The sequence below is a fragment of the Flavobacterium sp. genome, assembly GCF_044338735.1.
Taxonomy (GTDB): Bacteria; Bacteroidota; Bacteroidia; order Flavobacteriales; family Flavobacteriaceae; genus Flavobacterium.
In genome coordinates, this window is sequence record NZ_JBIIWV010000056.1 from 1 (window position 1) to 12,762 (window position 12,762).

Below are 12,762 nucleotides of genomic sequence, written 5' to 3' on the forward strand. Positions count from 1 at the left end.
CTCATAAAGACCAAAGAAGAAAATCGGGAGAAGCCTATATTTTTCATCCTATTGCCGTAGCAAAAATTGTAGCTCGAGATATTGGGTTAGGTGCTACTTCTATTGCTGCAGCCTTAATGCATGATGTTGTTGAAGATACTGACATTACAGTGCAAGACATGGAAAAAATGTTTAATCCAAAAATAGCTCAATTAGTTGAAGGATTAACAAAAATTTCCAAGGTTAAAACCGATCAAGAGATTTCAATGCAAGCGGAGAACTTCCGGAAAATGCTACTGACTTTGAATGATGACGTTCGTGTAATTTTAATTAAAATTGCAGATCGATTACACAACATGCAAACCATGGGCAGCATGGCCGATTATAAGCAAGCCAAAATTGCATCAGAAACCTTATACATTTATGCCCCTCTAGCCCATCGACTTGGACTATATAATATTAAAACACAGCTTGAAGACTTAGGTTTAAAATACACTGAACCTGTTGTTTATAATGATATTGTTAGTAAAATCAAGGAAACTAAAGAAGAGCAAGACGAATATATTAAAACGATTTCAGATGTTTTAAGTACTTCATTACAAGAAGAAGGAATCGAATTTACCATAAAAGGTCGACCAAAATCCATTTACTCGATTCGAAGAAAAATGAAAGTGCAAAGCGTTACTTTTGACGAAGTTTACGATAAATTTGCACTCCGAATTATCTACAAATCAAATCCACACGACGAAAAATTCATTGCTTGGAAAATTTATTCAGTCGTAACCGATCATTATAGACCCTCGCCAAGTAGATTACGAGATTGGATTTCATCGCCTAAATCAACAGGATACGAAGCGCTTCATATCACCGTTATGGGTCCAAAAGGGCGCTGGGTAGAAATTCAAGTGCGAAGCGAACGCATGGATGAAGTTGCAGAGAAAGGTTACGCAGCACATTACAAATATAAAAATGGCGCTACCGAAGAACATGGATTAGAAATTTGGCTTAACCAACTAAAAGAAGCTCTTGAAAATTCGGAAAGTAATGCAGTTGATTTTGTAGAAGATTTTAAGCTGAATTTGTATGCCAAGGAAATTTATGTATTTACACCCAAAGGCGAAATTAAATCGCTACCCAAAGGTGCTACATCGCTTGATTTTGCTTTTAGCATCCACTCAGAAATTGGTGTAACAACAAGAGGAACAAAAGTTAACGGAAAATTAGTTCCGCTGAATTATGAACTAAATAGTGGTGATCAAGTTGAAATTATTACATCGGTAAACCAAAAACCAACTTCGCAATGGCTTGATTATGTGACTACTTCAAGAGCAAAAAATAAAATTAAAAATGTTCTAAACGAAAATACAAAAAAGATTGCCGAGGAAGGAAAAGAGCTATTAGAACGAAAATTACGTCATCTTAAAATAACTCTGAATGAACAAACACTGAACGAACTTGTTAATTTTTTTAAATTACACACTAGTTTAGATTTATTTTACAGAGCTGGTATAGGAACCATTGAGAACCAGCAATTGAAAGATTTTGCAGCTCAAAAAAGCAATACACTTGTTAATTTTTTCAAGAAAACAATAAAAAGAACTCCCACCGCATCATCAGAACAAGTTCGAAAAAATGAACTTAACAAGAAATTTGATATGCTGGTTTTTGGTGTTGAGCAAAACAAACTAGATTATAAACTTTCCACTTGTTGTAATCCAATTCCTGGTGATGAAGTTTTTGGATTCATAACCATAAATGAAGGAATTAAAGTACATAAAAAAGATTGTCCAAACGCCATCAGTTTACAATCAAACTATGCTTACCGAATCATTCAAACCAAATGGATTGATTCATCGCAAGAAGAATTTAAAGCAGTTTTAAGAATCACCGGTATGGATACTTTAGGTTTGACGAACGAACTGACCAAAGTAATTTCTAATCAAATGAACGTGAATATTCAAAGCATTTCATTGAGTAGCGAAGCCGGTATTTTTAAAGGGCAAGTAACTGTTGTCGTGCAAAATAATACCATTCTGAAAAAACTGATTGACAACATCAGAAAAGTTGATGGAATTGATAAAATTACTAGGGTTTATAAATAAATTTCAAACAAATGATAAAATTTACATTCATTATACTATTCTTTAGTTTGAATATTTTTGCACAAAGAAGTCCGGCAAAATATTGGCTTGATCCAAATGGTAATGAGGTTAAAATTAAATACATGAGTCTTCTATCTGATAAATATCCTGATAACGCAATGGCCTTCAGAAAAACAGCAGATAGTGGAGTAGTCTATCAATATAATGCCCCAAAATACTCAACCTATAAAGTTGATTACTCAATTTTTAAATCTGAAATTGAAAAAATAACGAATAAAACATACGCTGATTCTACTATATTCTTAATTAACTTCAATTACATAGATGACTCCTGTTCAGATTGGTTTTCTAATAACTTAAGTTCAGAAAAAATTAATTTAAGAAAAAACTTTTATTCCTCCTTGAAAAATCAAATAGAAAGAAAGTCAAATGTAATTTTCTTATGTTTCTTTGAAAAAGGAATTGTATTAGAAAACAAACCTGAATCAAAAAAAGAATATTTTTTTTCAGATCATAGTAATATTTTTAGAAAAAATCTTTTCTTAAATCCAACTTTATGTGGCTCTTTTGGACTAATAAAACCAAATGGTCAAACCCTAATTAGAAATGGTGAATACAGACCCGACTGGATGAACGAGCATCTAAAACCAGAAATTTGGAACCTTATTTTTCAACAATAATTATACGGTCTTAATAACTCTGTTCAAAAATAGTTCTAATTTCTAAACTCTAAATTCTAAGATTGACTATCTTTGCTTATATTTCATTTACCAAAGCAATGGAAAACAAAAATCAGGAAATTGTAAAGAATGTTTTTACCAACTATTTAGAAGAAAAAGCGCATCGGAAAACCCCCGAACGTTTTGCAATTCTTCAAGAAATTTACAATGCAACCGAGCATTTTGATATTGAATCGTTGTACATCAAAATGAAAAATAAAAACTATCGGGTAAGTCGAGCTACATTATACAATACCATCGAACTTTTATTAGAATGTGGATTAGTACGTCGTCATCAGTTTGGGCAAAATCAAGCACATTACGAAAAATCGTACTTTGACAAACAACACGATCATATTATTCTTACCGATTCGGGCGAAGTAATCGAGTTTTGCGATCCAAGAATTCAACAAATAAAACTAACCATGGAAGAACTTTTTGGTATTGATATTCAAACGCATTCGCTGTACTTTTATGGTACTAAAAAACAATAAAAAACTAACTACAAACAATAAATAAACACATAATGACTGTAGATTTACTACTCGGATTACAATGGGGAGATGAAGGAAAAGGAAAAATAGTTGATGTTTTAACTTCAAAATATGATATCATTGCTCGTTTTCAAGGCGGACCAAACGCGGGACACACCTTGGAATTTGACGGAATCAAACATGTTTTAAGAACGATTCCTTCTGGTATTTTTCACAAAAACGCTATTAATATCATTGGAAACGGTGTTGTAATCGATCCTGTAGTTTTTCAAAAAGAAATTGAAGGTTTAGCTAAATTTGACATGGATGTTACCGCTAGACTGTTTATTTCTAGAAAAGCTCATTTAATTTTGCCAACCCATCGCTTGTTAGATGCCGCTTCTGAAGCTGCAAAAGGGAAAGCAAAAATAGGCTCAACATTAAAAGGAATTGGACCAACATACATGGACAAAACAGGAAGAAATGGATTGCGTGTTGGCGATTTAGAACTAGAAGATTTTAAACAACGTTATAGAGCACTAGCAGATAAACACGAAGCCATGATTGCTTTCTATGATGTTGATCTTCAATATGATTTAAAAGAAATGGAAGAAGAATTTTTTGAAGCGGTAAAAGACTTGAAAAAATTAACTTTTATAGATAGTGAAGAATATTTAAACAAAGCTTTAAAAGAAGGAAAATCTATATTAGCCGAAGGAGCCCAAGGTTCTTTATTAGATGTTGATTTTGGAACCTACCCGTTTGTAACTTCTTCAAACACTACTGCAGCTGGTGCTTGTACTGGCTTAGGAATTGCTCCAAACAAAGTAAAAGACGTTTTCGGAATTTTTAAAGCATACACCACGCGTGTAGGAAGTGGCCCTTTTCCAACGGAAGATTTTAATGAAGCTGGGCAAACTATGGCAAGTGTAGGTAATGAATTTGGTTCAGTCACTGGTCGAGCACGTCGTTGTGGTTGGTTAGATTTAGTAGCTTTAAAATATGCCGTTCAAGTAAATGGAGTAACCCAATTGTACATGATGAAAGGTGATGTACTTTCAGGATTTGAAACGTTACAAGTTTGTACTGGATATAATTATAAAGGAAAAACCATTCAACATTTACCCTACAACATTGAGCCTGAAAATGTAACTCCAATATTTACCGAAATGAAAGGCTGGAAAGCTGACTTGACTGGTATGACAACCTATGATGAATTACCACAAGAATTGAAAACTTATATAGAATTTATTGAAGCTGCTGTTGAAGTTCCTATCAAAGTAGTTTCAGTTGGTCCTGACAGAAAACAAACTATTATAAAATAATTTTTTTTTATTTTTTTTTAACTCGCTAAAACAGTAATTGTCTTAGCGAGTTTTTTCTTTTTTTTACTATTTTGGAACACACCAAAAATAAAACTGATAAAAAAAACTTAATAATCAACCGCATTTCTAGTTTTTACTTAAATTTGACTCAAAATAAATGCATTTTGAAAAAATTCTATTTCTTTATTATATTTTTAGTAGTATCAATAACCTTTTCTTTCGCTCAAGAAAAGAAGAAAATCATCATTGAAAACTCCGATTTTATTGACATGAATCAAACCGAAATTCCAGGCGCAATTGTGTTTACTGGAAATGTTCGTGTTTTGCATAATGGCGTTAAAATAAATTGTAACAAAGCGTATCATTTTAAAGATGAAGAATATATAAAAGCTTTTGGAAATGTTCAAATCAATCAAGGCGACACTATTTTTTTGAACAGCAGATATGCAGAATATGATGCGAAAATTGAATTAGCTTATGCTACTGGCGAAGTGTCAATGCGATCACCAGAATCTACTTTAGTTACCGACACCGTTTATTTTGACAAAAAAAACCAACAAGCCTTTTACAATTCGTTTGGAACCATTCACAATAAAGAAAACACGTTAAAAAGTAAATCAGGTCGCTATTATGTAGATCAAAAAAAATACAAATTTAGTACCGCAGTAACCGTAACCAATCCAAAATCAACCATTAAAACCAATCATTTGGATTTTTATGAAAATTCGGGTCACGCTTATGTGTTTGGTCCTTCAACCATTACCAGTAATGAGAATGTTATTTATACCGAAAATGGATTTTATGATACAACAAATGATGTTGGAAAACTTACCAAAAATTCAAAAATCACCTACGACAATAAAATTATAGTAGGCGACGATTTGTACTATGACCGAAAGAAAAATTACTCCAGAGGAATTAATAATGTTAAAATTACGGATACAGTCAACAAAGTAATTGCTACTGGCCATTTTGCCGAATTATACCGAAATATCGAAACCAAAAAAGATTCTATGATTTTAACCAAAAAAGCTTTAGTTAAAACCTTAGTTGAAAAAGATACCATGTTCATGCATGGCAAAAAAATTATCGTTTCGGGACCAAAGGAAAACCGAATCATAAGAGCATTTAATAATGTTCGATTCTACAAAACCGATATGAGTGGTAAATGTGATTCGTTGCATTCAAGCACAAAAAATGAATTGACTCAACTTATTGGCAAACCGATTCTTTGGAACAATGATAACCAAATGACCGGTGATGTTATGCACTTAATAGGCAACAACAAAACAGAACAATTAGATTCGTTAAAAGTGCTGAATAACGCATTTATCATTCAAAAAGATTCATTAAGTCTCAATGGTTATAACCAAATTAAAGGGCAAAATTTGTATGGTAAATTTGTTGACCAAAAATTGAAAGAAATTGATGTTATTAAAAATGCCGAATCCATATATTATATTTACAATGATAGAAATGAGTTTGTGGGTATTCGGAAATCGGTTTGCAGCCGAATTAATGCTGAAATGATCGAAAATAAGATTGAAACCATGACTGGTTTTAACAACGCAGAAAGTAATATTTATCCCGAAGATGAATTTCCTGAAAATGCACGTAAGTTGAGAGGTTTTGTTTGGCGTGGCGATGAAAGAATATTAACCAAAGAGGATATTTTTCCTGCCGAAGAATTGGCATTAGATGAAAAAGCGAAATCAGAGTCAAAAAAGAAAGCGACCAAGGCAGAAAAGCCAATGGAAATTTTGAAAGAAACTTTGGAATACGATAAAAAAAATCCAAAACCAAAAGATACAACAGTAAAACCTGTTAAATCAGAAAAGGTAAAATAATGATTAAAGATTTTTATAAATACCAAGCTCAAACAACACCTTATCCCTTATCCTTAGAAGTATCTCATGCCAAAGGCTCTTACATCTATGATACGAATGGCAATGCCTATTTAGATTTTGTAGCTGGGGTTTCAGCTTGTACACTAGGACATCAGCCTCAACGGGTTAATGATGCCATAAAAAAACAGTTGGATACCTATTCGCATGTTATGGTATATGGAGAATATGCTCAACATCCGGCAACCGAATTGTGTAAATTATTAGCTGAAAACCTTCCTTATCCATTAACCAAAACCTATTTGTTAAATTCAGGAACTGAGGCTATAGAAGGCGCTTTAAAATTAGCCCGAAGAGTTACCGGAAGAAGTCAGTTGATATCATGTCACAATGCCTATCACGGCAATACAATGGGAAGTATGAGCGTAATGGGATTTGAAGAACGTAAACAAATTTTTCGACCATTAATCCCAGATGTAGACTTTATAACCTTTAATAATGAAGCTGATTTAGAGAAAATTACTACTAAAACGGCTGGAATTTTATTAGAAACAATTCAGGGAGGGGCTGGTTTTATTGAACCTCATAATGATTTCCTTAAAAAAGTACGCCAACGTTGTGATGAAGTATGCGCTTTGATGATATTAGACGAAATTCAGCCTGGATTTGGTCGTACAGGAAAACTATTCGGATTTCAAAATTATGATGTCATTCCTGATGTAGTGGTTATGGGAAAAGGAATGGGTGGCGGAATGCCTGTTGGAGCATTCACAGCTTCAGAACAAATGATGGATTTATTGAGTCACGATCCTAAATTAGGACACATTACTACTTTTGGTGGGCATCCAGTAATTGCTGCCGCTTGTTTAGCTACATTACAAGAGCTTACCGAGACCAACCTAATGCAAGAAGCTCTTGAGAAAGAAAAATTATTCAGAAGTCTTTTAGTTCATCCTTTACTAAAAGAAATTCGTGGTCGTGGTTTAATGCTAGCTGCAATGACAGAAACTCCAGAAATCACGAATGAAGTGGTGCTTCGTTGTCATAAAAGAGGATTAATTTTATTTTGGTTATTATTTGAAGGATGTGCCGTTAGAATTACCCCTCCGCTCACAATTAGCCATGATGAAATAAGAAAAGGTTGTGGCATTATTATTGAAGTACTTGATGAGATTGCAAGCGAAATGAAGTAAATAACGAATAATTTTCTTATTTAAAATTGATTTTTAAGATTGATTTTAGATTGAAAATTGTTAATTAAATTGTTTAAAACAATTTGTTTTAAAATAGCACTTTGCTTTAAATATAAATACCTTTAGTAAGGATAAATCATAAAATAAAGCGCTATGAATTTGAGTCAGGAAGAAGAAGAAAATAGCTTGTCCTTATCTAAATTTGAATCAATGTTAAAAACGAATAAAGTTTTTTTCTTTGATTCGGAAGAGTTTGAAGATATTATTCTTCATTACATGGATACGGGCCGATTGAATTTAGCTAAAAAAGCGCTAAAATTAGGTTTAGAACAACATCCAAAATCTACTGGATTAAAACTCGTTCACGTAGAAATGCTCGTCTATGAAGACAAATTAGATATAGCCGAAAAGTTATTAAACGAACTATATGCTATTGAACCTACCAACGAAGAAATCTACATTCAAAAAGCCAATATTTATTCTAAAAAAGACGACCACAATAAAGCTATTGAATTCCTAAAAATCGCTTTAGAATATACCGATGATTATGCTGATGTCTATTCAATGATAGGAATGGAATATCTTTTTATGGATAATTTAGAACTTGCTAAAGAAAACTTCATAAGATGTTTAGACGAAGATACTGAGGACTATTCTGCACTATATAATGTAGTGTATTGCTTCGATTTTTTAGACCAAAATGAAGAGGCTATTGTATATTTAGATAAATTCATAAATAATAATCCTTACAGTGAAGTCGCTTGGCATCAATTAGGAAGACAGTTTTATGCCCTTAAAAACTATGAAAAGGCGGTTTGGGCTTTTGAATATGCAACCATTATCGATGATAGTTTTTTAGGAGCTTATATGGAAAAAGCAAAATCTTTTGAAAAACTAAAAAAATTCCAGGAGGCTATTGATTGTTATACTACTGCTATTGAACTAGACGATCCGTCTTCTTTTGTTTTGTTGCGTATGGCTAAATGTTATGAGCGACTAAAAAATATTGAATTAGCACTTAGTTATTACTTAAAAACGGTTCACGAAGACCCTTTATTAGACAAAGGCTGGATAGCGATTACCGATTTTTACATTCGTCAAAAAGATTTTCAAAAAGCATTGTATTATGTAAATAAAGCCATTGGTATTGATGGCGAAAATCCAATGTATTGGAAACGATTTGCTGCTGTAAATAGTGCTCTTCATTTATTTGAAGAGGCAGAGTATGGTTATAGAAAAGCTTTTGAATGTGGCGATGTAAATCTGGACACATTCACTCTTTGGACTGATGTTTTACAATTTTTAGGTGAATTTGAAACTGCAATCGAAATTTTATTAGAGGCAACTAACTTGTTTAATGAAGAATATGAAATTGAATACCGTTTGGCTGGATTATACTTCACTAAAAATGAATCAATTAAAGGAAATTTTCACTTGAACAATGGATTGCGATTGAATTACAATAACCGTACTTTATTAAAAGATTATTTTCCAGTGGTTTGGGAACGAACAGAAGTACAAAAGCAGATTGCAAAATTTGTAAAATAGCCCTACAAAAGCATGGAATTAATTGAATTTTTATTAGATTTTTTAAAAGATCCGTTGACTGTTATTCAAGGGCTAATTCAAGAATACGACAACCTCATTTATTTTATTCTTTTTCTTGTGGTTTTTGTGGAAACTGGCTTTGTAGTAATGCCATTATTACCCGGAGACTCAATGCTTTTTGCTATTGGAGTAATTTCAGCGACCACTGGACAATTGAGCATGACTATCATTATTCCGTTATTAATAATTGCTGCGCTTTGTGGCGACAATCTTAACTATTTTATTGGAAATAAATTTGGCGTTTACATAAAAAGAAGAGAAAAAATATTATTTCTAAAAAAAGAATACATTACACAAACCGAGCAATTTTTTGAAAAAAATGGAGGAAAAGCGGTGATTATGGCGCGTTTTATTCCCATTATTAGAACAATTGCACCTTTTGTAGCTGGAGCAGGTAGCATGCAATATTATAAATACATTATGTATTGCATAACAGGAGCTGTAGTATGGGTAACAAGCATTACTTTTTTAGGCTATTTTTTAGGGCAAGTCCCTTGGGTGAAAGAGAATTTTGAAAAGGTAGTATTATCTATTATTCTAATTTCAATACTTCCCATTATAATTAAAATCATTAAGACCCAAAAACTAAGAAAGTCGTTATAAAAATAACATTCCCCTAACATTGTTTTGTGCATTATGTTATTATTTTTGTTTTCTGCCATTCAAACTTTAAAACACATGAAAAAGAAAAATAAAAAACAGCTAAAATTCGGTCTTCTTGGCCATAATATTAGTTATTCTTTTTCTGAAAAATATTTCACTGAAAAATTTGAAATCGGACATTTTGATAATTGTGAATATACCAATTATGATATTTCAAATATAAAATCATTTTCAGATGTAATTAACGAAACAAAAGGATTAGTAGGACTTAATGTTACTATACCTTATAAAGAAACCATAATTCCATATTTAGATAAGTTATCAAAAACTGCTCAAAAAATTGGTGCTGTAAACTGTGTAACTGTTTCAAAAAAAAAGAAATTAAAGGGGTACAATAGCGATTATTATGGTTTTAAAAAAGCATTAATCCCTCTTTTAAATGAACATCACAAAAAAGCATTGATATTAGGAACCGGTGGTTCAAGCAAGGCAGTTGCTTATACATTGCGAAAATTAAAAATTGAGTACGATTTTGTTTCCCGAAAACCGGATGAATTTCAATTTGATTATGCTGATTTGAACGCTGAAATTTTTGAGGAATATCAAATTATCATTAATACAACACCTGTTGGGACATTTCCTAATGTGGCCGAATGTCCTGATTTAGATTATTCTTTATTCACCAAAAAACATATCGCGTTTGACTTAGTTTACAATCCGGAAGAATCAACTTTTTTGCAAAAAGCAAAAGAACACGGTGCAAAAACTAAAAACGGATATGAAATGCTTGTTTTTCAGGCAGAAAAGGCTTGGAAAATTTGGAATGAATAATTTTTGAGTAAAAAAGTCAAAAGATGAAAGGCAAAAGTAAAATTTGAAATTCGATTTATGTTCAAATTAAAAAATAGTTCTAAAAATACAATCCCAAGAAAGCCATTTGATAACTATCTAACCCCGATAGAAGCGACACCTTGTAAAGCGTATAGCGGGAAAATGGATTGCATAAATACGAAAACCTTTAGTTTCAAAGAAAAAATAACACAATTAATCGTTTTTTTTTGAATTTTTCATAGTGCTTTACTATCTTCACGGCTTAATAGTAACCTTAAGCATTTACACAATGTCAGAAGCACAACATGATAACCTGCAAAACGCAGACGGACAAGACTCAATTGAACAACAAGTGGAGGAACAAATTGAGACTCCAATTGAAGCACCAGAAGTAGAAGATTTATCAGGCAATCAATCAATTTTAGAAGAGATTGATAATTCGAATGCTGAAGAAAACGAAGATGATTCGGTAAAAGAAAAGCATGAAATTGAAATGCTTGATTATGACACCTTATCGATGGAAGAATTAACCAATGAGCTTGAAAAATTAGTTTCTAATGAGAAAGTAATGGCTATAAAAGACCATGCTGAAGGAATTAGAAAAGTTTTTTCGGATAAATACCAACATTTCATTGATGAAAAAAGAGAAGAATTCAATGCGCAAAACAATGAAGAAGGGGTGGATTTTGAATATCATTTTCCTTTAAAAAATAAATTTGATTCGATTTTTAATACCTATAAAACCAACAAAAACAAACATTTTAAACAATTACAAAACAATTTAGAACACAACTTTGCGGTTCGTGAAGCGTTGATTGAAGAGTTAAAACAATTGATTGATTCTAGTGATTCTTCGATAGGCGACATGTTTAAAAAGGCTAATGATATTAGAGATCGTTGGAAAAATGCAGGAGCAATTCCGAGAGATAAATACAATATTCTTTGGAATAACTACCATTTTCATATGGAGCGTTTTTATGATGTTATTCATTTAGACAAAGAAGCGCGCGATTTAGATTTAAAAAATAATTTAGAGCAAAAACAACAAATAATTACCAAAGCAACTGCTTTGTTGAATGAAGAAGATGTAATGAAAGCTTTTCGCGAATTGCAATTATTACACCGAGTTTGGAAAGAAGAAATTGGTCCGGTTGATAGAGAGCATCGAGAAGTGATTTGGAATGAATTTAGCGAAATTACTAAACAAATGCATGATAAACGCGAAGGTTTATATGCATTAGCAAGAGGTAAAGAGACCGAAAATTTAGCTCTTAAAATCGAGATTATAGTTCAAATTGAAGCTTTAGGAACTGAAAAAATTGATTCGCATAGTGGTTGGCAAGGGCAAATTAAAAAGTTAGAAATTTTACGTGAAGCCTTTTTCAAAGCAGGTAAAGTTCCAGTAGAAGTTACTGAAGAGACTTGGGCAAAATTTAAAAATGCAGTAAGAGCGTTCAATGTTCATAAAAATGTATTTTATAAAGATATTAAACACGAACAAAACGATAATTTATCAAAGAAAATAGCATTAGTTGAAAAAGCGAAATCGCTTCAAGAAAGTAACGATTTTAATGCAACAACACCAATCATGAAGCAAATTCAAGACGATTGGAAAAAAATTGGACATGTGCCTCGCAAATATTCAGACAGTATTTGGAACGACTTTAAACTTGCTTGTAACGCTTATTTTGACCGAATGCATAAAGCTAGAAATTCAGAAAACAGTGAAGAAGTAGAAGCGTTTGAGAAGAAGAAGGCCTTTTTAGACGAATTGAAAGATTTTACCCTTGTGGGAGAACACAAAGCCGATTTAGATGCTATAAAAGCGCATATTGCTACGTGGAAAACTTTTGGAAAAGTGCCTTTTAACCGAAGACACATTGAAGGAAAATTCAATAAAATTTTAGATGCTTTGTTTGAAAAACTAAGTATGTCTAAAAAAGATACTGAAATGATGCGTTTTAGCAACCGTTTAGAGCAATTGAGTGAAAACGACAATAAACGAGCTTTAGAACAAGAGCAATTCTTTATTAGAAAGAAAATTGATGAAGTTCAAAGTGAAATTTTCCAATTAGAAAATAACAT

The 12,762-nt window shown here is 32.2% G+C and carries 10 protein-coding genes; all 10 read left to right on the forward strand.

What is annotated here, in order from left to right; genetic code table 11:
* The coding region (locus ACIQZC_RS05350) for a RelA/SpoT family protein (RefSeq protein WP_396138207.1) at positions 1-2,081 on the forward strand (2,081 nt) is incomplete at its 5' end.
* An 11-nt stretch (positions 2,082-2,092) separates the two neighbouring features.
* Positions 2,093-2,761, forward strand: coding sequence for a hypothetical protein (locus ACIQZC_RS05355; protein WP_396138208.1), 669 nt, complete (start codon positions 2,093-2,095; stop codon positions 2,759-2,761).
* Positions 2,762-2,859: 98 nt separating this feature from the next.
* A complete protein-coding gene (locus ACIQZC_RS05360) occupies positions 2,860-3,294 on the forward strand; it encodes a Fur family transcriptional regulator (RefSeq protein WP_396138209.1) in 435 nt (144 codons plus the stop codon).
* A 32-nt stretch (positions 3,295-3,326) separates the two neighbouring features.
* Positions 3,327-4,598: an adenylosuccinate synthase gene (locus ACIQZC_RS05365; RefSeq protein WP_396138210.1), complete on the forward strand. Its 1,272-nt coding sequence runs from the start codon at positions 3,327-3,329 to the stop codon at positions 4,596-4,598.
* Between the two features lie 164 nt (positions 4,599-4,762).
* On the forward strand, positions 4,763-6,445 hold the full coding sequence (locus tag ACIQZC_RS05370; protein WP_396138211.1) for an OstA-like protein: 1,683 nt from the start codon (positions 4,763-4,765) through the stop codon (positions 6,443-6,445).
* On the forward strand, positions 6,445-7,635 hold the full coding sequence (locus ACIQZC_RS05375) for an aspartate aminotransferase family protein (protein ID WP_396138212.1): 1,191 nt from the start codon (positions 6,445-6,447) through the stop codon (positions 7,633-7,635). The genes ACIQZC_RS05370 and ACIQZC_RS05375 overlap by 1 nt, the downstream gene beginning before the upstream one ends.
* 153 nt (positions 7,636-7,788) lie before the next feature.
* On the forward strand, positions 7,789-9,183 hold the full coding sequence (locus ACIQZC_RS05380) for a tetratricopeptide repeat protein (protein ID WP_396138213.1): 1,395 nt from the start codon (positions 7,789-7,791) through the stop codon (positions 9,181-9,183).
* 12 nt (positions 9,184-9,195) lie between these two features.
* Positions 9,196-9,846, forward strand: coding sequence for a VTT domain-containing protein (locus ACIQZC_RS05385; RefSeq protein WP_396138214.1), 651 nt, complete (start codon positions 9,196-9,198; stop codon positions 9,844-9,846).
* Between the two features lie 75 nt (positions 9,847-9,921).
* Complete coding sequence (locus ACIQZC_RS05390; protein ID WP_396138215.1) at positions 9,922-10,677, forward strand: shikimate dehydrogenase family protein; 756 nt, start codon at positions 9,922-9,924, stop codon at positions 10,675-10,677.
* 289 nt (positions 10,678-10,966) lie between these two features.
* A partial coding sequence (locus tag ACIQZC_RS05395; protein WP_396138216.1) for a DUF349 domain-containing protein occupies positions 10,967-12,762 on the forward strand: 1,796 nt, incomplete at its 3' end.